The following is a 22729-nucleotide window of genomic DNA, read 5'->3' as shown; positions in this document are numbered from 1 at the left end:
ACGCAGGCAGCAATCGACCATTACCATAATGTAATCGCTTTCATTGAGATGTTGCGCTACGTTGAAGCAAGGTACGGCAGGGAAGGTCAGGGAATAAAAAGGCCAGCGCGAGGCTGGCCTTAAAGAGAGGAAGCGGAGAGATTATTTCAGACCGGCCGCTTCGCGCAGCAGGGCCGCTTTGTCGGTTTTTTCCCAAGGGAAATGTTCGCGACCAAAGTGACCGTAGGCAGCGGTTTCTTTGTAGATCGGGTGCAGCAGATCCAGCATCTGAATCAGGCCGTACGGACGCAGGTCGAAGAACTCGCGCACCAGCAGGGTCAGCTGTTCAGAAGGCACTTTTTCAGTACCAAAGGTTTCCACCATGATGGACGTCGGCTCTGCAACGCCGATGGCGTAGGAAACCTGAATTTCGCAACGGTCAGCCAGGCCTGCGGCAACGATGTTTTTCGCTACATAGCGAGCCGCATAGGCTGCAGAACGGTCAACTTTAGACGGATCCTTACCGGAGAACGCGCCGCCGCCGTGACGAGCCATGCCGCCGTAGGTATCGACGATGATCTTACGACCGGTCAGACCGCAATCGCCCATCGGGCCGCCGATGACGAAACGGCCGGTCGGGTTGATGAAGAATTTGGTGGACGCGCTCAGCCATTCGGTCGGCAGAATCGGTTTGATGATCTCTTCCATCACCGCTTCCTGCAGCGATTTCTGGTCGATATCTTCGGCGTGCTGCGTGGACAGCACCACCGCGTCGATGCCGACGATTTTGCCGTCGTCATACTGGAAGGTCACCTGGCTTTTCGCATCCGGACGCAGCCACGGCAGGGTGCCGTTTTTACGTACTTCAGCCTGGCGCTGCACCAGACGGTGAGCGTAGGTCACCGGCGCCGGCATCAGCACGTCGGTTTCGTTGGTGGCGTAGCCAAACATCAGCCCCTGGTCGCCTGCGCCCTGTTCCAGCGGATCGGCACGGTCAACGCCCTGGTTGATGTCTGGAGACTGTTTACCAATGGCGCTCAGTACGGCACACGAGTTGGCGTCAAAGCCCATATCGGAATGCACGTAGCCAATTTCGCGGACGGTGTTGCGGGTGATCTCTTCGATGTCAACCCATGCGCTGGTGGTGATTTCGCCGCCTACCAGCACCATGCCAGTTTTGACATAGGTTTCACATGCGACACGCGCTTTCGGATCCTGCTCGAGGATCGCATCCAGCACGGCATCGGAGATTTGGTCAGCAATTTTGTCAGGATGCCCTTCTGATACGGACTCAGACGTAAAAAGGTGTTTTGCCATATTTTATTTCACCTGTGGACGATTCGGATAGCTCATACTGTTGTGTAATGTGGCTTTGGTGGATAATCAGCGCAAAGCCGCGCAGGTAGCGACACGAGCAGTCTGAGTGTTAATCAGTATAGACGGATTAACTTCTGGACGGCCATTTTAGGTCAAATCTTGAGCCTATTTCCAGCCTTTTTTGATGGCGGTCGCATTTATCGAAAAACTCGCCTGGCAAAATTTCCTGACAACCGCGCAAACGGGCACATTTTTATTTTGCTTTTTACCCCGCTTCTCGGTATAAAACGCCGCGCGCGGCTCATTAAAAAAGCGCACGGGGCATGGCCCTGTGGTGCCACTTCCAGCCGGGTTAAGCAGTCTGTATTTACAGAATCTCGCAACGGCATAGCGCTTGTTGCCCGGTATGTATAGCTTTGGCTTGTCGCCGACCCTGTCGCAGGGCGGTGTGGAGGTGATACCAGATAATGAACCAACGTTTTTCGCTTGTTTCGTCGCGTCGTTCTGTCGCGCGTCAGCACTCCGCAACCTGCATCTCTCTCATGCAAACCAGCCGATGTTCACCCCATCTCGGCGCTTCTCAGGATTCCAGGGCCGGTCGGCCGTCAGAAAACTGAACAAGGGCGCTCTTGCCAGGCAAGAGTTTTCTCGTGGTTTCTCCGGACTGTCATACTCTGTTCGGCTACGTGTTTTACGATGATATGAATAAGAAACCGGTCGCGCAGTCGCAAAACCAGCAGATAGTGCTGGGCTTTAGGACTGTTCATGGGTTGTTATCGCATCTTTGGACTGCGATAGTAGTTAACTGTCTTACACTTATTATTAAAAATTGAGGTTCGCTATGTCTGACGACATGTCTATGGTTTCGCCTTCGTCAGCAGGCGAACACGGTGTACTACGTTCCATGCAGGAGGTAGCGATGAGCTCCCAGGAAGCCAGCAAGATGCTGCGTACTTATAATATTGCCTGGTGGGGCAATAACTATTATGACGTCAACGAACTGGGCCACATCAGCGTTTGCCCGGATCCGGACGTCCCGGAAGCGCGCGTTGATCTCGCTGAATTAGTCAAAGCGCGCGAAGCGCAAGGGCAGCGCTTGCCGGCGCTGTTCTGCTTCCCGCAGATCCTGCAGCACCGCCTGCGTTCAATCAACGCCGCGTTCAAGCGCGCGCGCGAATCCTACGGCTATAACGGCGATTACTTCCTGGTCTACCCGATCAAGGTGAACCAGCATCGTCGCGTCATCGAATCGCTGATCCATTCCGGCGAGCCGCTGGGTCTGGAAGCCGGTTCGAAAGCGGAACTGATGGCCGTGCTGGCGCACGCCGGGATGACCCGCAGCGTCATCGTCTGTAACGGTTATAAAGACCGCGAATACATCCGTCTGGCGCTGGTGGGCGAGAAGATGGGCCACAAGGTCTATCTGGTCATCGAGAAGATGTCGGAAATTGCCATCGTGCTGGAAGAAGCCGAGCGCCTGAACGTGGTGCCGCGCCTTGGCGTGCGTGCGCGTCTGGCCTCGCAGGGGTCCGGTAAATGGCAGTCCTCCGGCGGCGAGAAGTCTAAGTTCGGTCTCGCGGCGACCCAGGTTCTGCAGCTGGTGGAGATCCTGCGTGCCGCAGGGCACCTCGACAGCCTGCAACTGCTGCACTTCCACCTCGGCTCGCAGATGGCCAACATTCGCGATATCGCCACCGGCGTGCGTGAATCGGCGCGTTTCTACGTCGAGTTGCATAAGCTGGGCGTTAATATCCAGTGCTTCGACGTTGGCGGTGGCCTGGGTGTGGATTACGAAGGAACCCGTTCGCAATCCGACTGCTCGGTGAACTACGGCCTGAACGAATACGCTAACAATATTATCTGGGCCATCGGCGACGCCTGCGAAGAGAACGGCCTGCCGCACCCGACGGTCATCACCGAGTCCGGCCGCGCGGTGACCGCGCACCACACCGTGCTGGTTTCCAATATCATCGGCGTGGAGCGCAACGAATACACCGAGGCGACCCCGCCGGCGGAAGACGCCGCGCGTCCGCTGCAGAGCATGTGGGAAACCTGGCTGGAGATGCACGAAACCGGCAATCGCCGCTCGCTGCGCGAATGGCTGCACGACAGCCAGATGGACCTGCACGATATCCATATCGGCTACTCCTCCGGCACTTTCAACCTGCAGGAGCGCGCCTGGGCAGAACAGCTGTATCTGAACATGTGTCATGAAGTGCAGAAGCAACTCGACCCGAGCAACCGCGCTCATCGTCCGATTATCGATGAGCTGCAGGAGCGCATGGCGGATAAAATCTACGTCAACTTCTCGCTGTTCCAGTCGATGCCGGATGCGTGGGGGATCGATCAGCTGTTCCCGGTGATGCCGCTGGAAGGGCTGAACAAGTCGCCGGAACGCCGCGCGGTGCTGCTGGACATCACCTGCGACTCTGACGGCGCCATCGATCACTACGTGGACGGCGACGGGATCGCCACCACCATGCCGATGCCGGAATATGACCCGGAGAACCCGCCGATGCTGGGCTTCTTTATGGTCGGTGCCTATCAGGAAATCCTTGGCAACATGCACAACCTGTTCGGGGATACCGAGGCGGTGGACGTGTTTGTCTTCCCTGACGGCAGCGTTGAGGTTGAGCTGTCCGACGAGGGCGATACCGTGGCGGATATGCTGCAGTACGTGCAGCTGGATCCAAACACGCTGCTGACCCAGTTCCGCGATCAGGTGAAAAACACCGGCCTGGACGACGCGCTGCAGCAGCAATTCCTCGAAGAGTTCGAGGCGGGTCTGTACGGGTACACTTATCTGGAAGACGAGTAGCCGCTGATGCCCGGTGGCGCTGCGCTGACCGGGCCTGCGTATGTCGGCCGCATAAGGCGAAGCCGTCATCCGGCAGACGGCGATACTCACTTGAACCCGTATGCATTACCGGCGATAATTCACGCCAATAAGCGATTTATCTATCAAACCCTTCCTCGTCGGGCCTAACGACGCGGAGGGGTTTTTTTATACTTATTTTTTACGTTCCACGACTGTGAAAAGAGGTCATATCCATGAGCACTTTAGGTCATCAATACGATAACTCCCTGGTATCCAATGCCTTTGGCTTCCTGCGTTTACCAATGAATTTCATGCCTTACGACAGCGATGCTGACTGGGTCATCACCGGCGTACCGTTCGATATGGCGACCTCCGGGCGCGCGGGCGGCCGTCATGGCCCGGCGGCGATTCGTCAGGTTTCCACCAATCTCGCCTGGGAGCACAACCGTTTTCCGTGGAACTTCGACATGCGCGAACGCCTGAACGTGGTTGACTGCGGGGATCTGGTGTATGCCTTCGGCGACGCGCGCGAAATGAGCGAGAAGCTGCAGGCCCACGCCGAGAAGCTGCTGGCGGCCGGCAAGCGCATGCTCTCCTTTGGCGGCGACCACTTTGTTACGCTGCCGCTACTGCGCGCCCACGCCAAACACTTCGGTAAAATGGCGCTGGTGCACTTCGATGCCCACACCGATACCTACGCCAACGGCTGCGAGTTCGACCACGGCACCATGTTCTACACCGCGCCGAACGAAGGGCTTATCGATCCCAACCACTCCGTACAGATCGGTATTCGCACCGAATTCGATAAAGATAACGGTTTCACCGTGCTTGATGCGGGCCAGGTTAACGACCGCAGTGTCGATGACGTGATTGCCCAGGTGAAGCAGATCGTTGGCGATATGCCGGTGTACCTGACCTTTGATATCGACTGCCTGGATCCGGCGTTTGCGCCAGGAACCGGTACCCCGGTGATCGGCGGGCTGACTTCCGACCGCGCGATCAAGCTGGTGCGCGGCCTGAAGGATCTGAACATCGTCGGGATGGACGTGGTGGAAGTCGCCCCGGCCTACGATCAGTCCGAAATCACCGCCCTGGCGGCGGCGACTCTGGCGCTGGAGATGCTGTACATCCAGGCGGCGAAGAAGGGCGAATAAATCTGTTCCCGTCATATTTCAAGTTGCATAGGCGTGGGCAATAACTCGGCCCATCCCTGGGCCTCGTCCTTATAGGGCCAGCGCAAGCGCTGTTCAAAACGGCTAGCCGTTTTGTCCTGCAACTTATTTAGGGTATAGACGCGTTTACTGCTGCTGCGCGACGCATACGCAGCAGCAGTGCGCCGCCGGCGCACAGCGTAATCAGCTGCGATGCCACCAGTACGGAAAAACCTGAACTGACCGATCCCACTGATTTCATTACCACTCCCATCAGCAGCGGAATAAACGCCGCGCAGATGTTGCCAATGCCGTTAATGATGCCATAGGCGCTGCCTACCGCTTCGCGCGGGGCGTGATGCTGAACCACCGCGGGGATCGCTGCCCCCTGTAATCCCCAGAACACGTTCGCCGCCAGCATAAACAGCGCCAGCATCGCCGGCTGTTCGCTGAGGATTAGCGCCAGCACGGAACCGGCGGTGAGTAGACCGCCAATAATAAACAACAGCGGCGCCTGCTCCGGGCGCATTTTGTCGAGGAGCACGCCGCCAAGGAACTTTGAGCCCAGGCTTAACAGAAAGGGGACAGCCGCCAGCAGGCCGGTGGCCTGTAGCGAGAAATGATGCTCATCGCGCAGCCAGGCTGGCAGCCAGGCGCTACTCCCCCACAGATAACTGAGGGTGGCAATTTCTATCAGCAGGATCCAGCCAAGCAGCGGCGTACGCCAGGCGAGGGCAAAAGTTTGGCTAAAGCCAGACTTCGCGCGCTGTGAGGTTACTTGTGGCGCGGGGAGAAACCGCCAGATTAACCCGCCGCCGAGCAGGAGATTCATCAGCGCCAGCGCATAGAAGGAGCCGATCCAGCCAACGTGCGCCATCAGCCAGGTGACCAGTGGGAAGCCTACCGCTAGCCCCAACGATACGCCAAGGGCGGTTACCGCATTCGGTTTGCCGATTTCATCGGCGGCAAAGTTGTCGTTGATAAAGCGTGTTTTCAGTGAAAACAGCGGTCCCTCCGCCACGCCAAGCACGATGCGCGCGATCAACATTCCCACCAGTGAACCGAGTAATGGGGAAATGGCGCACACCAGCGCCCATATAACAATGCTGATTAACAGCCCCTGACGATAATGCCATCTACTTTCTATAACTGGTGTTAATAATAATGCCGAAAACCCATAACCCAGAAGAAAGCATGTCATTAGCATGCCTTGTAACATTCTGTTTTCATTTAACTGGAAATGGGCAGCGAATTCCGGGTTAAGGATCATCACCGAGATATTTACCCGATCGACGTAGGAAATAATTATTAACAAAAGTAATGCTATTACCCCTTGCCATCTTGCTGCCATTCGTTGTCTCTACGCTTAATTTAATGATTGCCAGGTATTATTTTTTAACGCCAGAAATAGTTACGTGAGTAAAATGGTTCACCTGTGAAACTCATTGTTTTTAAATGATTAAATAAATAGTTGTTTCATGGGTGAAACACCATGTTTTCCGCTGCTGCCCATTTTTAATGATCGATTTGAAAAGAAGTCAATAGTCGTATGTGAAATTTAAATCGGAATTTTTATTTATAATGGATCACCGCTTTAAATATCATCATTTCATCTGAATGCAGTTTTTCGTGATCAATTGCACACTTAGCTAATTTAAAAGCTATTCATTAACAAGTTCGTCACATTAACGCTTGACGAAACATTCGCCGCTTTTATATTGGTCGTATTAAATAAGAAACACAGTTTCATATATGAAACAACGGCCTGGAGGATTGCGATGAGCTGGATAGGCGTATGTGACGCGGAGCAAGTACAAGAAGATTTTCCATATAGCGGCAATATCGACGGTAAGGAGATCGGCATTTATCTGATTGATGGCGAATATTACGCGCTGGAAGACGTTTGCCCTCATGCCTATGCGCTCCTGAGCCAGGGCTTTGTCGAAGATGGCAAAGTGGAATGCCCGCTGCATGAGGCGGTATTCGACGTGAAAACCGGCCAGTGCCTGCATGGCCCCGGCGGTCGCAACCTTAATCGTTACCCGGTGCGGGTATATGACAATCAGATCCAGATTACCTTTATTGAGGAGAACGTGGCATGAGCGAATCCCTGGATTTCAACCCGGCGCTACCGGAAAGCCGCCAGTTTACGCCACCGGCGGAAGGTGGAAACGGCAATATCCATAAGCCCGGCGACTATCCCAATCTGATCTGGCAAACCCGCAGCCGGGTGCCGGAAAACTGGGAACTGCAGCTTATCGCCACTCTGGAAACGCTGTTCGAGCAGGGCGCGGAAAGCCTCGGTGAGCTGGTGAACGGCCTCAATGGCGTCAGGATGCATGACCAGCAGGGCGAACCATGGAGCGAAAGCAGTTTCCAGGCATTCTTACAGGTCAACGGTTACTGAGGATACAGCGATGACGACAACGGTACAAAACTATCTTGATAAAGGGTTGCGCGGTTTGTGGTATCCGGTGCTGGCGAGCTGGGAAGTGCAGTCTGCGCCGGTAGGCATTACCCGTCTCGGCGAGCAGATCGTAGTCTGGCGGAATAAAGATGGCCAGGTGCAGGCCCTGGAAGACCGCTGCCCGCATCGCGGCGCGCGCCTGTCGATGGGCTGGAACTTAGGCGATCGTATCGCCTGCTGGTATCACGGCGTGGAAGTCGCCGGCAACGGCGAAGTCAAAGACGTCCCGGCGGTTGACCGCTGCCCGCTGGTCGGCCAGCAGTGCGTGCGCAGCTACAACGTGCAGGAAGCGCACGGGGCAATCTTCCTGTGGTTCGGCGTCACCGCCGACCAGCAGCCTGATGAACTGAGCTTCCCGGAGGAGCTGGCCGACCACAAAAAATACAGTCACTTCCTGTGCACCGCGGCGTGGAAATGCAACTACCAGTACGCGCTGGAAAACGTGATGGACCCGATGCACGGTACCTATCTGCACTCGTCATCGCACTCGATGGCGGAAGGCGATCGCAAAGCCGATATGGTGCTGCAGCCGACGAAAACCGGCTTTATCTTCGAGAAAAAAGGGCAGAGCGGCGTCAACTTTGACTGGGTTGAACTGGGCAACAGCGGCGCCTACTGGATGCGCCTGTCTATTCCGTACAAAAAGCGTTTCGGGCCGGGCGGCCACTTCTGGATCGTCGGCATGGTGGTTCCGGAAGATAACGACAACTGCCGCGTCTTCTTCTGGCGCATCCGCGGCGTTCAAGGTTGGCAGCGCGATCTGTGGCGCTTTATGTACCGCAACCGTCTGGAAAAACTGCACTGGGAAGTACTGGAGCAGGATCGCGTGGTGCTGGAGAGCCTGGCGCCGAACGCCCGCGATCATGAATACCTTTATCAACATGACGTCGGTTTGTCCCGCCTGCGCCGCATGATGCAGAAAGCGGCGAAAGAGCAGTTAGCGCTCCGCGAAGCGCAGCAGGGTGCCGCCTGATGAACGGCCTGCTAAACGGTAAACGTATTGTCGTCACCGGCGCGGCGCGTGGCCTGGGCTACCACTTTGCCGAAGCCTGCGCCGCGCAGGGCGCGACGGTGGTGATGTGCGACATCCTGCAGGGGGAGCTGGCGGAAAGCGCTCATCGCCTGCAGCAGAAGGGCTATCAGATCGAATCCCACGCCATCGATCTTGCCAGTCAAGCATCGATCGAGCAGGTCTTCAGCGCCATCGGCGCGCAGGGGCCTATCGATGGCTTAGTCAATAACGCGGCGATGGCCACCGGCGTCGGCGGTAAAAATATGATCGATTACGATCCGGACCTGTGGGATCGGGTGATGACGGTCAATGTCAAAGGCACCTGGCTGGTGACCCGCGAGGCGGTACCGCTGCTGCGCGAAGGGTCGGCGATCGTCAACGTCGCTTCGGATACCGCGCTGTGGGGCGCGCCGCGGCTGATGGCCTATGTCGCCAGTAAGGGCGCGGTGATTGCGATGACCCGTTCCATGGCCCGCGAACTGGGTGAAAAGCGGATCCGTATCAACGCCATCGCGCCGGGACTGACCCGCGTTGAGGCCACGGAATACGTTCCCGCCGAGCGTCATCAGCTGTATGAGAACGGCCGCGCGCTCAGCGGCGCGCAGCAGCCGGAAGATGTCACCGGCAGCGTGGTCTGGCTGCTGAGCGATCTTTCGCGCTTTATCACTGGCCAGCTGATCCCGGTCAACGGCGGTTTTGTCTTTAACTAACAAGTGAGGCGGTATGGCGAACGATCAGGAAGTGAAGTACCTGGTACCGGGTCTGGAGCGCGGTTTACAACTGCTGCTGGCGTTTGGCGAACAGCATCGCGATCTGACCTTTGCCGAGCTGCATCGGCTGGTGGATATGCCGAAAGCGACCGCCTATCGCGTGGTGCAGACGCTGGAATATATGGGCTTTCTTGAGCGTAACGCCCGCACCAATACCTTTTCGCTAGGCATGAACGTACTGCGTCTGGGCTTTGAATATATCGCCTCCCTGGATGTCGCTCAGGTGGGTCAGCCGGTCATCGAGCAACTGCGCGATATCAGCCAGTGCAGCAGCCATCTGGCGATCCGCGACGGCCGCGACATTATCTACATCGCCCGCGTCAGCGCCGCCGGTTCGCGCATCAACCAGGTCAGCGTCGGAACGCGGCTACCGGTGCACTGCACCTCGCTTGGTCGCATGCTGCTGACCGATGTTTCCCGCAGCGAGTTTGAACAATTGTTCCCGGATGAACGGCTGCCGGGCAATACGCCGGGCCAGTTGCATGACCGCGAAGCGCTGTGGCAGATGGTGCAGCAGGATAAAGCTCGCGGCTACGTGATTGGCGAATCGTTCTACCGCCACGGCATCTCATCGATTGTCTATCCGGTCTTTGACCGCAGCGGCCGGGTGGCGGCGGTCGTCAGCATTCTGGTGCCGTCGGACGAGATCCCGCAAAGCGATCGCGAGCGGTTGCAGAACGACGTCAGTATGGCGGCGGACAAAATTTCCGGCTTCCTCGGATATTTGTCACAGGCAAGTTAAATCAACAAATTAACAGCAGGCGCTTGATTGCGTCGGGCATGTTTTACGCCCAAATTCGGGCGACTGAACGGTAAAGAGGCGACGAATAATGAGTATTACCGGAATTGAAAAGCTGGAATTTGGCGTAGACGACCTGAACCACAGTGCTAAATTCATGCGCGATTTTGGCCTGACCGGCGACGCCAGCGGCCGCGCGTTTACCACCCTCAGCGGCGCGCGGGTCGAACTTAACCCGACCGATGCCGCTGACTTACCGCCAGCCTTTGAGGCGGGCAACACCCTGCGTCGCATGACCTGGGGCGTGGCGGATCGGGCGGCGCTGGATGCGCTGCGCCCGAAGCTGGAACGCCAGCCCGCTTTCCGTGAAATCGACGGCGCGCTGGAGTGTCGCGACCCTAACGGTATGACGCTGCGGGTGCAGGTTAGCCAGCAAACGGCGGTTGAACTGAACGTTGAACCGATCAACCAGTGGGGCGATGTGCGTCGCATCGACACCCCGAGCCCGGTGTACGACCGCGCGCAGCCCATTAATGTCGGCCACGTGGTGTTCTTCGTGGAAGAACTGGCGGCGGTGGAAAGTTTCTATCGCGAAGTACTCGGCTTCCAGGTGTCAGACCGTTACATCAATCGCGCGGTGTTCCTGCGCTGCGGCGTGCGCGGTGGCCACCATAACCTCTTCTTATTGCAATTGCCGAACCGAAAACGGGGGCTTAACCACGTCGCGTTTACCGTGCGGGATATACATGAAGTGATCGGCGGCGGCATTGCGATGAATAAAAACGCGTGGAGCACTTTTATCGGTCCAGGTCGCCATCCGGTCTCCTCAGCCTACTTCTGGTATGTCAACAGCCCGACCGGCGGCGCTTTTGAATACTACACCAACGATGACTATCTGACGGAAAACTGGCAGCCGCGCGAGCTGGAGCATTCACTCGTGTCCTTTACCGAATGGGCGGTGGAAGGCGGTATCGATCACGATACCCGTCGCCAGCAGAAAAAACCGGAGGCGGTATGACGGCGCGGATTGTCATTATCGGCGGCGGCCAGGCTGGCGGCTGGGCGGCGAAAACGCTGCGTGATGAAGGGTTTAGCGGGGAGATTTGCGTGGTTGCCGAAGAGCAATGGGATTTTTACGAGCGCCCGCCGTTGTCGAAGGCGGCGTTGCTGGAGGCCGAACCGGCGCTGCCGCGGTTATTTAGCGCCGAGGCGCAGCAGGCGCTGAACCTACGCTGGTATCGCCCGCTGCGTGCGGATTCGATCGATCGGCAAAATAAAACCCTGGCGCTGAGCAACGGTGAAACGCTGGCATATGACCAACTGTTGATCGCCACCGGCGGCCGGGCGCGGCTGCCGTCCGAGGGCTGGGCGCAGCATCCGCAGGTCTATACTCTGCGTCACTGGCAGGACGCGCAGCGTCTGAAGCAGCGGCTGGCATCGGCAACGCGGCTGGCGATCGTCGGCGGCGGCTGGATTGGCCTCGAAATCGCCGCCTCGGCGCGCAAAAGCGACGTGGCCGTAACCCTTTACGAGCAGCAGCCGGCGCTGTGCATGCGCTCGGTCAGTATGGAGGTCTCGCAGGCGCTGGCGCAACTACATCGCCAGCAGGGCGTTGAGATTCGCGGCGGCTGCGGCGCGCTGGAGCTGGAAGATGATAACGGCCTGCCGACGCTGCACTGCGACGGCCAGCGGGAAACCTTCGATGCGGTAGTGGTGGGGATCGGCGTCGATCTGAATCTCGAACTGGCGCGCGATGCCGGGCTCACTGTCGATCGCGGGATTGTCGTTAATGCCCAGGGGCGCAGTAACGATCCGGCGATTTTCGCCGCTGGCGATGTCGCTCAGCACCATCAGTACGGCCTGTGCATTCAGTCGTGGGCCTTTGCGCAAAATCAGGCCATCGCAACGGCGAAAGCGATGCTCGATCCGCAGGCCAGCGGCTACGACGAGGCGCCCTGGCTGTGGTCGGATCAATACGATCGCAATATCCAGATCCTCGGGATCCCGCAGGCGGGCAGCCGCACCATTGTGCGTGACGAGCCGCAGGGCGCGATCTACTTCTCCCTGAATGCCGATGGACGCTTAACTCAGCTGGTGGCCTTCAATAATGCACGTATCGTGAAGCTGGCGAAGCGCTGGATGGCGGCGGGAAGGGATCTCTCTAACGTCCCGCTCGCTGACCCGACTTTCTCGCTGATGTCATTGCGATAAGTAACGCGAACCCTTAAGGGGGAGAAATGACCACATTAGAGACCAACGCCGCGCCTGCAGAGGCGAGCGGCGAGGGCGTCCGCACGCCTGAAAAAGCAGTTCGTTGGGCCATTCCGCTGTCCCTGCTGGCCTGCGTGCTGCTGGCTTTTTTCGACAAAATCAGTATCGCCGCGCTGTTTTCCGATAGTCACTTCCAGCAGGCGATGGGCATCGATTTCGACACCACCCGGCTGGGCATTCTGATGAGCGCCTTTTTGCTGAGTTACGGCTTCTCGTCAGTGTTATTAAGCGGCCTTGGCGACCGGATTGCGCCGCTGCGTCTGCTGACTGGAATGATGGTGGTGTGGTGCATCCTGATGGTGATCATGGGTTTCACCCACAACTACGCGCTGATGGTGATGCTACGCGTCCTGTTGGGCATCGCCGAAGGGCCGCTGTTCCCGCTGGCGTTTGCCGTGGTGCGCCACACCTTCCCGCAGCGGCTACAGGCCCGCGCCACCATGCTGTGGCTGCTCGGCACGCCGGTTGGCGCAGCGTTGGGATTCCCGCTGTCAATTTGGCTACTTAATACTTTCGGCTGGCAGAGCACATTTTTCGTGATGGCGATGCTGACGGTACCGGTGCTGATTTTTGTGCGCATCGGGCTGCGCGGCGTGCAACTGGAGGCGAGAGCGAGCAGCGATAAAACCTCGCAGGAAGCGCGCCGCAGCGCGCGTCGCGAGCTCTTTGTGAGTCCGCATTTTTGGATGATCTGCATCTTCAACATCGCCTTTCTCGCCTATCTGTGGGGGATCAACGGCTGGCTGCCGGGCTACCTGATTAAAGGTAAAGGCATTCATCTGGAACACGCCGGCTGGCTGTCGTCGATGCCGTTTATCGCCATGTTGCTAGGCGAAATTATCGGCGCCTGGCTGTCCGACCGCGTCGATAGGCGCGCCGCCGCCTGCTTTATTTCCCTGGCAGGCGCGGGTATTGGCCTGGCGGCAGTGATGCATTTCACCACGCCGCTGCCGGTAATCGCGGCGATGAGCTTTAGCACCTTTATGTGGGGCACCGGCGCGCCGAACATTTTCGCCCTACTGGCTAAAGCGACCCATCCACGGGTCAGCGCCACGGCGGGGGGGATTTTCAACGGGCTGGGAAACTTTGCCGGGGCGCTATCGCCGGCGGTGATGGGCGCGCTTATCGCCTTCACCCATAGCATGGATTCTGGGCTGATTTTTCTGGCAGTGATGGCGGCGGTGGGCTGCGCCCTGTTACTGCCGCTGCTGAGACGTTACTGAGGATAAAACGATGACTGATTCAACCGTAACTGCAAAACAGAGTTTGAAACCTGACCATTTGACGATGGAAGAGTGGGTGGAGTCGCGTATCGCGCGCTTCGAAGGCCGTAAATACGACTGGAATGCGCTGAAATTCCAGGCCGATTTCGACCCCAAATATCGCCGCGCGCAGATGCGCTACATCGGCACCGGCGCCACCGGCGTCGCCAGCGATACCAACACCGTTCCGGCGGAGCACTTCACCTTTTCCACCATGGTGTTGCCGTCCAAATGTGAAGGCCCGCTGCATCTGCATGATGACGTAGAAGAGGTGTTCTTCATGCTCAAAGGGCAGATCACCCTGATGATTCAGGATGGCGACAACTATACCGAAACGGTACTGCGCGAACGCGATCTGATCTCGGTGCCGCCCGGAATCTATCGCGGTTTGTTTAACCACGGCGAAGAGGAGGCGCTGATGTGCGTGATGCTGGGCACGCCGAAACCGCATGTTCCGACTTATCCGGAAGATCATCCGCTGTCAAAAGTGAAGCGTAACTAAGGAGCGATGATGACGGGTTTTCGTGAACAAGGATGCGGGGTACCGCTGACGCTGCTGCACGGCATCAGTTCCGGCGCAGCCTCCTGGCATAAACAGATGGCGCTGCCCGGCTACCGCGTCCTGGCCTGGGATATGCCCGGTTATGGCGAAAGCCCGATGCTTGCGGCGGCGCCGGCGGATGCTGGCGATTACGCTGACGCGCTGGCGTTGATGCTGGACCGTGCCGAGGTAGAACAAACCGTACTGGTCGGCCATTCGCTGGGCGCGTTGGTGGCGGCTGCCTTCGCCGTGAAATATCCGCAGCGGGTGCTTTATCTGGTGCTGGCCGACGTCGCGCAGGGCTACGGTCAGGCGGAGGTCGCACAGCGGGAAAACGTCTGGCTAGGGCGTCAGCAGCAGATAGCGCAAGGCGGCGAGGCGATGGCCCAGGGGCGAGCGGCAAAACTTCTGCGCCCTGGCGCGCGCGAAGCTGATGTGGCGACGGTGGCGGCGGGGATGCGCAGGCTACGCCGCGACGGTTATCTCGCCGCGGCCTGGATGCTGGCTCATGACGACATTCACCGTTGGCTCGCCGACTATCGCGGTCGTCTCTCCGTGTGGTGCGGCGAGCAGGATGCCATTACCCAACCGGAGTTAGTGCAAGGAGTGGCGCTGCGTTACGGCGCTCCTTACATCGCCATCCCGCAGGCTGGGCATGCCAGCTATCTCGATAACGAAATCTTTTTTAATCAACAGCTTTTACGCATAGGGGAAGAGGTGCGCGATGAATGCACAAATTGAAGGACGCGTCGCGGTCGTCACCGGCGGTTCGTCAGGAATCGGCTTTGAAACGCTGCGCCTGTTGCTAGGCGAAGGGGCGAAGGTCGCCTTTTGCGGCCGCAACCCGGATCGTCTTGCCAGCGCCTATGCAGCACTGCAAAACGAATATCCAGAAGGCGAGGTGTTCTCCTGGCGCTGTGACGTACTGAACGAAGCGGAAGTTGAGGCGTTCGCCGCCGCGGTCGCCGCGCGTTTCGGCGGCGTCGATATGCTGATTAATAACGCCGGCCAGGGCTATGTCGCCCACTTCGCCGATACGCCACGCGAGGCCTGGCTGCACGAAGCCGAACTGAAACTGTTCGGCGTGATTAACCCGGTAAAGGCCTTTCAGTCGCTGCTTGAGGCGTCGGATATCGCCTCGATTACCTGTGTGAACTCGCTGCTGGCGTTACAGCCGGAAGAGCACATGATCGCCACCTCTGCCGCCCGCGCCGCGCTGCTCAATATGACGCTGACTCTGTCGAAAGAGCTGGTGGATAAAGGCATTCGAGTGAATTCCATTCTGCTGGGGATGGTGGAGTCCGGGCAGTGGCAGCGCCGTTTTGAGAGCCGAAGCGATAAGAGCCAGAGTTGGCAGCAGTGGACCGCCGATATCGCCCGTAAGCGGGGGATCCCGATGGCGCGTCTCGGTAAGCCGCAGGAGCCAGCGCAAGCGCTGCTATTCCTCGCTTCGCCGCTGGCCTCCTTTACCACCGGCGCGGCGCTGGACGTTTCCGGCGGTTTCTGTCGCCATCTGTAAGGAAAGATGATGAAAAAGGTCATGTTAATTGGCTATGGCGCGATGGCCCAGGCGGTGATTGAACGCCTGCCGCCGCAGGTGAAGGTGGAGTGGATCGTGGCGCGTGAATCGCATCACGCAGCGATCTGCCTGCAGTTTGGTCAAACGGTGACGCCGCTTACCGATCCGCTGCAATGCGGTGGGACGCCGGATCTGGTGCTGGAATGCGCCAGTCAGCAGGCGGTCGCGCAGTACGGCGAAGCGGTGCTGGCGCGCGGCTGGCATCTGGCGGTGATCTCGACCGGTGCGTTGGCGGACAGCGAACTGGAACAGCGTTTACGCCAGGCGGGTGGCAAGCTGACGCTGCTGGCTGGCGCGGTGGCCGGAATAGATGGCCTGGCGGCGGCGAAAGAGGGGGGGCTTGAACGAGTGACCTATCGGTCGCGTAAAAGCCCGGCCAGTTGGCGCGGTAGCTATGCTGAACAGCTTATCGACCTCAGCGCGGTCAATGAAGCGCAGATTTTCTTTGAGGGCAGCGCCCGCGAGGCGGCCCGGTTATTCCCTGCGAATGCCAACGTGGCGGCAACCATCGCGCTGGGCGGTATCGGCCTTGACGCGACCCGGGTACAGCTGATGGTCGATCCGGCTACGCAACGCAACACCCATACGCTACACGCCGAAGGATTGTTCGGCGAGTTTCACCTTGAGCTGAGCGGCCTGCCGCTCGCCAGCAATCCGAAAACATCGACCCTCGCGGCACTGAGCGCGGTACGCGCCTGCCGTGAACTGGCATAACGCAGAGAGGCTGAGATGGACGAATTAGACATTTTTATCGGCGGCCAGTGGCGTCGCGGCGGCGGCAATTTGATGCACAGCCAGTTTCCGGCGGATGGCGCTATTAACGCGGCGCTGCATGCGGCAAGCCTCGATGATCTGCAGGAGGCGATCGACTGTGCCGACCGCGCCTGGCGGGAGCCAACGTGGCGGGCGATGCTGCCGCATCAGCGGGCGAAGATCCTGCATAAGGTCGCGGAACTGATAGAGGTGCAACTTGATGAGTTAAGCCAAAAGCAGAGCCGCGATAACGGTAAGCCGCTGGCTGAGGCGCGGGGACTGGTGATGAGCGCGGCGGGGACGGCGCGCTATTTTGCCGCCGCCTGTGAACTGCTGGAGGGCGAGCTGCCGACGCCGCGGCAGGCGGATCTATTGACCCTGAGCCGCTATGAGCCGCTGGGCGTGGTGGCGGCGATCACCCCGTGGAACTCGCCGATCGCCAGTGAAATGCAGAAGGTGGCCCCGGCGATCGCCGCCGGAAATGCGGTGATCCTCAAACCGGCGGAAGCCACGCCGCTGATGGCGCTGGAGCTGGCGAAGATCTTTGAGCAGGCCGGTTTACCCGCCGGACTGCTGAGCGTGCTGCCGGGTAAAGGATCGATTATCGGCGATGCGCTGGCCCGCCATCCTAAGGTGCGCAAAATTTCCTTTACCGGCGGCACCACCACCGGACGTCACCTGGCGCATGTGGCGGCGGAAAAACTGATCCCGGCGTCGCTGGAGCTGGGCGGCAAATCACCGACCATCGTGCTGGAAGATGCCGATATCGAACAGGCGGCGCGGGGCATCTGCTACGGCATTTTCAGCTCCGGCGGCCAGGCCTGTATTGCCGGCTCGCGGCTGTTTGTTCATGACAGAGTGTACCCGCAATTGATGGCCCGCCTGCTGGAGTTAACCCAAGGGCTGCGGGTTGGTCACCCGTTCAACGCTGGCACCCACGTCGGGCCGCTGATCAACGATAAACACCGCCAGAGCGTGCAGGAGTACGTCGAGCTGGCGAAACGCGAAGGCGGCAGGGTGCTATGCGGCGGCGAGATCCCGGCGGATCCGGCACTGGCGGCAGGCAGCTATTTCCTGCCGACCATCATTGAAGGGCTGAACAATCAGGCCCGCGTTTGCCAGGAAGAGATCTTCGGGCCGGTACTGGTGGCGATGCGTTTTCGCGATGAAGCGGCGTTAATCCGTGAGGCCAATGATTCGGTCTTTGGGCTGGCGGCGGGGATCTGGACGCGCGATACCGGCCGCGCGCTGCGTCTGAGCGAGCAGCTGGAAGCCGGTACGGTGTGGATCAACACCTACAAAGTTTTCTCCATTTCGACCCCGTTTGGGGGCTTTAAAGAGAGCGGTCTGGGCCGCGAAAAAGGGATCCAGGGGCTGAAGGCCTGGATGCAGCAAAAGAGCATTTATCTGGCGACGGGTAATAGCGTCAACCACTGGTGCGACTGAGAAAGGGTGAGCAATGAGCGAAATGATAACCGTCGGCGATGCCATCGCCAGAACGCTGGAGCAGTATCACGTTGAAGCCATTTATGGCGTCATTTCTATCCATAACCTGCCGATCGCCGATGCCGTCGGCCAGCGGGAAAAAATCCGCTTTGTTCCGGCGCGAGGTGAAGCGGGCTCGGTGACCATGGCTGACGCCCACGGCCGTTTTTCAGGGCTCGGCGTGGCGCTGACCAGTACCGGCGCGGGGGCGGGTAATGCGGTCGGCGCGCTGGTTGAGGCGATGAACGCCGGTACGCCGCTGCTGCACCTGACCGGACAGGTCGAAAAAGCCTGGCTGGACGCCGACACCGGTTTTATTCACGAAACCCGCGATCAGTTGACCTTTCTGAAAGCCAGTTCGAAGCGCGCTTACCGCATTAGCAACGCCAACCAGGCGGTGGCTATCCTGCATAAGGCGATTCAGGAGGCGCAGACGCCGCCGTGCGGCCCGGTCTCGGTGGAGATCCCAATCGACATTCAGAGCGCCAAAATACCGCTTTCACTGCTGACCGCGCCGCTGAAACGCGCTCCGGCGGTTGAGCCGGAACCGGCGATGGTCGATGCGCTGTGGGCGCAGCTTAAGCAGGCGAAGCTGCCCTTGCTGTGGCTTGGCGGCGGCGCGTTAGAGAGCGGCGAGGCGGTGAAGACGCTGGCGGATGCCGGGGTGACGGTGATCTCCAGCACCCACGGCCGCGGCATTCTGGCAGACAGCCATCGCGCCAGCCTGCGCGCGTTTCATAATTCTCCCTCGGTTGAAGCGCTGATTTCACAATGTGATTTCACACTTGTGGCCGGTTCCCGGCTGCGCAGCAACGAAACGCGCTCATGGACGCTGGCGCTGCCCACGCCGAGGGTGCAGATTGATATCGACCCGGCGGCGGCCAGCCGTAACTACCTGATGGACAACACGCTGGTGGCGGACTGCCGCGCTTTATTAGACGCGCTGGCGAAGCGGGTACAGGGCCGGATATGGGGCGATGCGCATTGGGATAGCCAACTTAAAGAGGCGGTAGAGGCGGCGGAGCAGGGGCTGCGCGACCAGTGCGGCGCTTACGCTAAATTGAATGACGCGATTGCGCAGGCGCTGCCCGATGACGGCATTCTGGTGCGCGATATTACCGTTTCCGGCAGCCTGTGGGGCAGCCGTCTGTTCCGCGCTCACGGTCCGCTGATGAATATCCATTCTCTGGCCGGAGCCATCGGTATGGGGCTGCCGATGGCGGTGGGCACCGCGATTGCCAATCCGCAACGGAAAGTGGTCGGCCTGGTCGGCGACGGCGGCCTGAGCCTCAACCTTGGCGAACTGGCGACCCTGGCGCAGGAGAAGGCCAACGTGACGCTGTTGATTATGAACGATGGCGGCTACGGCGTGATGCGCGGTATTCAGGATAAGTACTTTGGCGGTCGCCAGTATTACAACGAGCTGCACACGCCAGACTTTACCCTGCTGGCGCAGGCGATGGGTCTGCAGGCGTGGAGCGTGGATCGGGCTGAGGATTTTCAGGCGGTGATGACCGAGGCGCTGGCGATGCCGGGGCCATCGGTGGTGGAAGTGAAGATGGGCCAGATTGGCGCGCTGCGCTTTGCCGGCCCGCCGCAGAAGACGCTGTATTAATGATAACCCAGTGACCCCAACCCTCTCCCTTCCGGGGAGAGGGTACCGTACGGCACAGGGGGTTAATCAAGGCGCCGGACGGTTGCTCCTGCGCGCCGGGAGAGGGCCGACCCGCAGGAGAGGGTTCATGACGTGCTTAAAACACGTTAAACGGATATTCGACGTAGAACCGCACTTCATTGCCGCTGATGTTATAGTCGCTGGCGTTGCTGGAAACCCGCAGTACCGAATACCGGAGTCTGAATTTCAAATCTTTCGCCGCCCCGTTTTGCACCTGGTATTGAACCTGATTGAACCATTCGTGTTCTTTGCCGTTGCTGGTCTCTGACGTTTTAATGTTATCCCCGCGCACGTAGGCGGTGGTCCAGGTCAGCCCCGGTAGCCCCAGCCCGGCAAAATCCAGTCCGTACGATGCCTGCCAGGAACGTTCATCTTCCCCGTTAAAATCAGACCAGTAGGAGTTGGCCAGCCAGATGGTGTTCCCGCCATCGCCGACGCCGCCCTGGTTCTGGTAGCCGCCATAGTGGTAGCCGGTGCTGCCGCTGCTTTGCTGGTAAGCGACTTTAAAGGTATGAATATCCCAGATATAGCTGGCGGCCAGACTCCAGATGTTGTTACTGCGTCCGGTGTCATTGGCATCGGCATATTCTTGATCCAGACGTGAGTGATAGCCGTTGAAATCGAGAATCAGCTGCTGGCTGGCGGCGAACGGCTGCTTGTAGTTCAGGCCGAGATACTGCTTATTCAGCACGTCCTCGACGTGTGAAGCGTATAGCGCGCCGCTGAGCTGGTCGTTGAATTGATAGCTGGCGCCGCCAAAGGTCAGGCTCTTCAGGCCGCTATTGTGGCTGTCGTCGCTTTTGCGCTGCTGATCGGTGAGATAACCGGCGTTAATGTCCAGACCGTCGATTTCGCGTGAGGTCAGCATGGTGCCGGTATAGCTCTCGTAGAGCAGGCGCGAGTCGTCGGCGTAGACGATGGGCAGCATTGGGCGCTGGCTGCCGTAGCTGAGCACGGTATTCGAAAAGCGCATTTTGCCGGTGGCGCCGAATTTCGCGAGGTCGGATTTTGCCCGGCCGTCGTCATCCTGGGCGAAAAAGTCGATGCCGCCCGCGCCGCTACGGCCGCGGCCGCCGTCGAGACGCACGGCGTACTGGGCGATGCCGTCCACGCCGAAGCCGACCGGCCCCTGGGTAAAGCCGGATGCGAAGGTGGCGATAATTCCCTGGCCCCATTCGGCTTTATCCGGCAGCCCATCGCGATAATCGCGTTTGATATAAGCGTTACGTAAAAAGAGATCCAGATGACTGTCGTCAATAAAGCCCTGGCTGGTCGATTGTTGGCTGGCGAAAGCCGGTGCGGCGGCAATAATGCCAAGTGCGATGAATGGTAATTCTTTTTTCACTGAGGGCACTTCTCTGTCTGTCGATATATTCAAGGGAATCACTGCAATCGCGATATTCTCCTGAAATAATGTCGAAAGCAATCATTGTGTGAGCAATGGTATCGGCAGGAAACAAGCGGTGTGGCGCGCGCTGGCTGCGTTTGGCGAAGAGGGGTGGACTATTTAATATTTGGTCGAACCCGGTTCTGAAAGGCGGATTGCGTACGCCGTTTTTCATTTGCCAAATAATATATTGCTGAGTAACAGCATATAAAATAATTGGCTGCGACGAGGTGCAATCATAATTAACGGTTTGTGCGCTTAAATTATCAATTGATGCGGCTAAATATTTTTACTGGTAGATAAAAAAGGGAGGCAGACATGCCTCCCGCTGGCGGTTATTTAATCCCGTCGGCCTTCATGCGATCGCGAATATGCTGCGCGCGGGCTTCCGATGCCGGGTGATCGTCAAACATCGAGCTCTGACGGCCGGCTTCCAGCTTGGCCAGTTTTTCGAAGCTGGTGGCCAGTCCCGACGGATTGATGCCGCGCTTACGCAGCAGATCGTAAGAGTAGTCGTCCGCTTCCGATTCCTGGCGCTGGGAGAACTGCGAGTTCACCAGTTTTTCACCCAGATCGCCGAGCTGCGACTGGGACAGGCTGCCGACGATGCCGCCGGCGGAGGCCGCCGCCGCGCGCACGGCGTTGGTGCCCAGGGCAACCTGCATCCCTTTCTTCACGTGGCCCAGCGCGACGTGGCCCATTTCGTGGCCGATCACCGCCTCGACTTCATTATCGTTCATCAGATCCATCAGCCCGCTGTAGACGCGGATGCAGCCGTTGGCCATGGCGAAGGCGTTGACATCCTTGGTCTCATAGACCTTGTAGTTCACGGGCTGACCATTGATGTTATCGCCCAGCGCAGCCGCGATTTTGTTCAGCCGCTGGCTGTATTCACTGCTGGCCGGGGCGATTTTCGCTTTGGCGTCCATCTCTTTACAGGCCTGGTCGCTTAAGGTTTTCACCTGCGCGTCGCTGAGGGAGTATGCCTGGAAGGCTTCGGCCCCTGAGCTGAGCAGACCGTTGGAGTCCATGTTCTGACATCCGGTGAGCGTTGCTGCGATCCCAAGAGCAAGTACGGTTGAGCGAATTTTCATTTTTTATCTTCCACAATCTTATGGTTGTTTATCCGACAATACGGCGACGGCAGGGAACCGTATTCTGCGTAAATTATAAAGAGTATCGCAGGATACGGGCGAGCGGATTCCGGCGTAGCACAACCTGTTCCAGAGATTTCTTAAAGGGCAAAAGGATGCTCCATGTACATGACTTGTCGCTTGGGTTACATTGTTCACACTTTTTTCCGGCGTAGCCCAAAACGCGCTCTCGTCAAGTCGTTAAGGGCATGGCCTTCAACAGTCCGAACTGGAGTCAAAATGTCCTCACGTAAAGAGCTTGCTAACGCTATTCGTGCGCTGAGCATGGACGCTGTACAGAAAGCCAAATCCGGCCACCCGGGTGCCCCGATGGGTATGGCTGACATTGCCGAAGTGCTGTGGCGTGATTTCCTGAACCATAACCCGAAC

Annotated in this window: 23 protein-coding genes; 19 read left to right on the top strand and 4 right to left on the bottom strand. The window is 58.5% G+C overall.

What is annotated here, in order from left to right:
- Positions 1–141: 141 nt before the first annotated feature.
- A complete protein-coding gene (gene metK, locus ACQUTP_RS20150; RefSeq protein ID WP_004205170.1) occupies positions 142–1296 on the bottom strand; it encodes a methionine adenosyltransferase in 1155 nt (384 codons plus the stop codon).
- A gap of 467 nt (positions 1297–1763) precedes the next feature.
- On the opposite strand from metK, the gene ACQUTP_RS20145 reads away from it, so the two are divergent.
- The 4 genes from ACQUTP_RS20145 (at position 1764) to speB (ending at position 5268) form a co-directional block, all read left to right on the top strand.
- Entirely contained in the window at positions 1764–1913 is a 150-nt protein-coding gene (locus ACQUTP_RS20145) for a hypothetical protein (protein WP_418268681.1), read from the top strand.
- 84 nt (positions 1914–1997) lie between these two features.
- The gene (gene yqgB, locus ACQUTP_RS20140; RefSeq protein ID WP_002916578.1) at positions 1998–2129 is read left to right on the top strand and encodes an acid stress response protein YqgB; all 132 of its coding nucleotides are present in this window, start codon (positions 1998–2000) and stop codon (positions 2127–2129) included.
- An 8-nt stretch (positions 2130–2137) separates the two neighbouring features.
- Positions 2138–4114, top strand: a complete 1977-nt coding sequence (gene speA, locus ACQUTP_RS20135) for a biosynthetic arginine decarboxylase (protein ID WP_004205167.1) — start codon at positions 2138–2140, stop codon at positions 4112–4114.
- Positions 4115–4347: 233 nt separating this feature from the next.
- Positions 4348–5268: an agmatinase gene (gene speB, locus ACQUTP_RS20130; RefSeq protein WP_004205166.1), complete on the top strand. Its 921-nt coding sequence runs from the start codon at positions 4348–4350 to the stop codon at positions 5266–5268.
- Between the two features lie 127 nt (positions 5269–5395).
- Here the strand turns inward: speB and ACQUTP_RS20125 are convergent, their stop codons facing one another.
- The gene (locus ACQUTP_RS20125; protein WP_032456613.1) at positions 5396–6616 is read right to left on the bottom strand and encodes an MFS transporter; all 1221 of its coding nucleotides are present in this window, start codon (positions 6614–6616) and stop codon (positions 5396–5398) included.
- Between the two features lie 427 nt (positions 6617–7043).
- Here ACQUTP_RS20125 and ACQUTP_RS20120 point away from each other — a divergent pair, with 427 nt between their 5' ends.
- The 14 genes from ACQUTP_RS20120 (at position 7044) to ACQUTP_RS20055 (ending at position 19759) form a co-directional block, all read left to right on the top strand.
- A complete protein-coding gene (locus ACQUTP_RS20120; protein ID WP_004151769.1) occupies positions 7044–7367 on the top strand; it encodes a Rieske (2Fe-2S) protein in 324 nt (107 codons plus the stop codon).
- The gene (locus ACQUTP_RS20115; RefSeq protein ID WP_017899772.1) at positions 7364–7672 is read left to right on the top strand and encodes a recombinase-like helix-turn-helix domain-containing protein; all 309 of its coding nucleotides are present in this window, start codon (positions 7364–7366) and stop codon (positions 7670–7672) included. The genes ACQUTP_RS20120 and ACQUTP_RS20115 overlap by 4 nt, the downstream gene beginning before the upstream one ends.
- 10 nt (positions 7673–7682) lie before the next feature.
- Entirely contained in the window at positions 7683–8705 is a 1023-nt protein-coding gene (locus ACQUTP_RS20110) for an aromatic ring-hydroxylating oxygenase subunit alpha (RefSeq protein ID WP_004205160.1), read from the top strand.
- The gene (locus ACQUTP_RS20105; RefSeq protein WP_032456612.1) at positions 8705–9454 is read left to right on the top strand and encodes an SDR family oxidoreductase; all 750 of its coding nucleotides are present in this window, start codon (positions 8705–8707) and stop codon (positions 9452–9454) included. Before ACQUTP_RS20110 ends, ACQUTP_RS20105 begins: the two co-directional genes overlap by 1 nt.
- Before the next feature lie 13 nt (positions 9455–9467).
- Positions 9468–10256 carry an IclR family transcriptional regulator gene (locus ACQUTP_RS20100; RefSeq protein ID WP_004205158.1) on the top strand — a complete coding sequence of 263 codons (789 nt, stop codon included), beginning with the start codon at positions 9468–9470 and terminating at the stop codon, positions 10254–10256.
- 88 nt (positions 10257–10344) lie between these two features.
- Positions 10345–11271 carry a VOC family protein gene (locus ACQUTP_RS20095; RefSeq protein WP_009308624.1) on the top strand — a complete coding sequence of 309 codons (927 nt, stop codon included), beginning with the start codon at positions 10345–10347 and terminating at the stop codon, positions 11269–11271.
- Positions 11268–12464 carry an NAD(P)/FAD-dependent oxidoreductase gene (locus ACQUTP_RS20090; protein ID WP_032456611.1) on the top strand — a complete coding sequence of 399 codons (1197 nt, stop codon included), beginning with the start codon at positions 11268–11270 and terminating at the stop codon, positions 12462–12464. Before ACQUTP_RS20095 ends, ACQUTP_RS20090 begins: the two co-directional genes overlap by 4 nt.
- Positions 12465–12490: 26 nt before the next feature.
- The gene (locus tag ACQUTP_RS20085) at positions 12491–13747 is read left to right on the top strand and encodes an MFS transporter (protein ID WP_004205154.1); all 1257 of its coding nucleotides are present in this window, start codon (positions 12491–12493) and stop codon (positions 13745–13747) included.
- A gap of 10 nt (positions 13748–13757) precedes the next feature.
- A complete protein-coding gene (locus ACQUTP_RS20080; RefSeq protein ID WP_025999198.1) occupies positions 13758–14288 on the top strand; it encodes a cupin domain-containing protein in 531 nt (176 codons plus the stop codon).
- A gap of 9 nt (positions 14289–14297) precedes the next feature.
- Entirely contained in the window at positions 14298–15068 is a 771-nt protein-coding gene (locus tag ACQUTP_RS20075) for an alpha/beta fold hydrolase (protein ID WP_032456610.1), read from the top strand.
- Positions 15052–15846: an SDR family oxidoreductase gene (locus ACQUTP_RS20070; protein ID WP_017899777.1), complete on the top strand. Its 795-nt coding sequence runs from the start codon at positions 15052–15054 to the stop codon at positions 15844–15846. Before ACQUTP_RS20075 ends, ACQUTP_RS20070 begins: the two co-directional genes overlap by 17 nt.
- A gap of 9 nt (positions 15847–15855) precedes the next feature.
- The gene (locus tag ACQUTP_RS20065; RefSeq protein WP_032456608.1) at positions 15856–16620 is read left to right on the top strand and encodes an aspartate dehydrogenase; all 765 of its coding nucleotides are present in this window, start codon (positions 15856–15858) and stop codon (positions 16618–16620) included.
- A 15-nt stretch (positions 16621–16635) separates the two neighbouring features.
- The gene (locus tag ACQUTP_RS20060; RefSeq protein WP_004205148.1) at positions 16636–18105 is read left to right on the top strand and encodes an aldehyde dehydrogenase; all 1470 of its coding nucleotides are present in this window, start codon (positions 16636–16638) and stop codon (positions 18103–18105) included.
- A 13-nt stretch (positions 18106–18118) separates the two neighbouring features.
- On the top strand, positions 18119–19759 hold the full coding sequence (locus ACQUTP_RS20055) for a thiamine pyrophosphate-binding protein (RefSeq protein WP_032456607.1): 1641 nt from the start codon (positions 18119–18121) through the stop codon (positions 19757–19759).
- Between the two features lie 136 nt (positions 19760–19895).
- On the opposite strand, the gene ACQUTP_RS20050 is transcribed toward ACQUTP_RS20055, so the two are convergent.
- On the bottom strand, positions 19896–21164 hold the full coding sequence (locus ACQUTP_RS20050) for an OprD family outer membrane porin (RefSeq protein ID WP_032456606.1): 1269 nt from the start codon (positions 21162–21164) through the stop codon (positions 19896–19898).
- Positions 21165–21541: 377 nt separating this feature from the next.
- Positions 21542–22300 (bottom strand): M48 family metallopeptidase, encoded by a 759-nt coding sequence (locus ACQUTP_RS20045; RefSeq protein ID WP_017899781.1) that lies wholly within the window; start codon positions 22298–22300, stop codon positions 21542–21544.
- A gap of 279 nt (positions 22301–22579) precedes the next feature.
- Here ACQUTP_RS20045 and ACQUTP_RS20040 point away from each other — a divergent pair.
- The coding region (locus ACQUTP_RS20040) for a hypothetical protein (RefSeq protein ID WP_172437399.1) at positions 22580–22729 on the top strand (150 nt) is incomplete at its 3' end.

Source organism: Klebsiella sp. 2-CIP_Kleb. (genome assembly GCF_050378715.1).
Classification (GTDB): Bacteria; Pseudomonadota; Gammaproteobacteria; order Enterobacterales; family Enterobacteriaceae; genus Klebsiella; species Klebsiella quasipneumoniae.
The sequence above is the reverse complement of the archived record's forward strand: the minus strand, read 5'-3'. Positions and strand labels throughout refer to the sequence as shown.

What these genes read in the sequence shown, in the direction of transcription:
- metK (WP_004205170.1), bottom strand. Translation starts at nt 1,296, where the DNA reads ATGGCAAAACACCTTTTTACGTCTGAGTCCGTATCAGAAGGGCATCCT.
- ACQUTP_RS20145 (WP_418268681.1), top strand. Translation starts at nt 1,764, where the DNA reads ATGAACCAACGTTTTTCGCTTGTTTCGTCGCGTCGTTCTGTCGCGCGT.
- yqgB (WP_002916578.1), top strand. Translation starts at nt 1,998, where the DNA reads ATGAATAAGAAACCGGTCGCGCAGTCGCAAAACCAGCAGATAGTGCTG.
- speA (WP_004205167.1), top strand. Translation starts at nt 2,138, where the DNA reads ATGTCTGACGACATGTCTATGGTTTCGCCTTCGTCAGCAGGCGAACAC.
- speB (WP_004205166.1), top strand. Translation starts at nt 4,348, where the DNA reads ATGAGCACTTTAGGTCATCAATACGATAACTCCCTGGTATCCAATGCC.
- ACQUTP_RS20125 (WP_032456613.1), bottom strand. Translation starts at nt 6,616, where the DNA reads ATGGCAGCAAGATGGCAAGGGGTAATAGCATTACTTTTGTTAATAATT.
- ACQUTP_RS20120 (WP_004151769.1), top strand. Translation starts at nt 7,044, where the DNA reads ATGAGCTGGATAGGCGTATGTGACGCGGAGCAAGTACAAGAAGATTTT.
- ACQUTP_RS20115 (WP_017899772.1), top strand. Translation starts at nt 7,364, where the DNA reads ATGAGCGAATCCCTGGATTTCAACCCGGCGCTACCGGAAAGCCGCCAG.
- ACQUTP_RS20110 (WP_004205160.1), top strand. Translation starts at nt 7,683, where the DNA reads ATGACGACAACGGTACAAAACTATCTTGATAAAGGGTTGCGCGGTTTG.
- ACQUTP_RS20105 (WP_032456612.1), top strand. Translation starts at nt 8,705, where the DNA reads ATGAACGGCCTGCTAAACGGTAAACGTATTGTCGTCACCGGCGCGGCG.
- ACQUTP_RS20100 (WP_004205158.1), top strand. Translation starts at nt 9,468, where the DNA reads ATGGCGAACGATCAGGAAGTGAAGTACCTGGTACCGGGTCTGGAGCGC.
- ACQUTP_RS20095 (WP_009308624.1), top strand. Translation starts at nt 10,345, where the DNA reads ATGAGTATTACCGGAATTGAAAAGCTGGAATTTGGCGTAGACGACCTG.
- ACQUTP_RS20090 (WP_032456611.1), top strand. Translation starts at nt 11,268, where the DNA reads ATGACGGCGCGGATTGTCATTATCGGCGGCGGCCAGGCTGGCGGCTGG.
- ACQUTP_RS20085 (WP_004205154.1), top strand. Translation starts at nt 12,491, where the DNA reads ATGACCACATTAGAGACCAACGCCGCGCCTGCAGAGGCGAGCGGCGAG.
- ACQUTP_RS20080 (WP_025999198.1), top strand. Translation starts at nt 13,758, where the DNA reads ATGACTGATTCAACCGTAACTGCAAAACAGAGTTTGAAACCTGACCAT.
- ACQUTP_RS20075 (WP_032456610.1), top strand. Translation starts at nt 14,298, where the DNA reads ATGACGGGTTTTCGTGAACAAGGATGCGGGGTACCGCTGACGCTGCTG.
- ACQUTP_RS20070 (WP_017899777.1), top strand. Translation starts at nt 15,052, where the DNA reads ATGAATGCACAAATTGAAGGACGCGTCGCGGTCGTCACCGGCGGTTCG.
- ACQUTP_RS20065 (WP_032456608.1), top strand. Translation starts at nt 15,856, where the DNA reads ATGAAAAAGGTCATGTTAATTGGCTATGGCGCGATGGCCCAGGCGGTG.
- ACQUTP_RS20060 (WP_004205148.1), top strand. Translation starts at nt 16,636, where the DNA reads ATGGACGAATTAGACATTTTTATCGGCGGCCAGTGGCGTCGCGGCGGC.
- ACQUTP_RS20055 (WP_032456607.1), top strand. Translation starts at nt 18,119, where the DNA reads ATGAGCGAAATGATAACCGTCGGCGATGCCATCGCCAGAACGCTGGAG.
- ACQUTP_RS20045 (WP_017899781.1), bottom strand. Translation starts at nt 22,300, where the DNA reads ATGAAAATTCGCTCAACCGTACTTGCTCTTGGGATCGCAGCAACGCTC.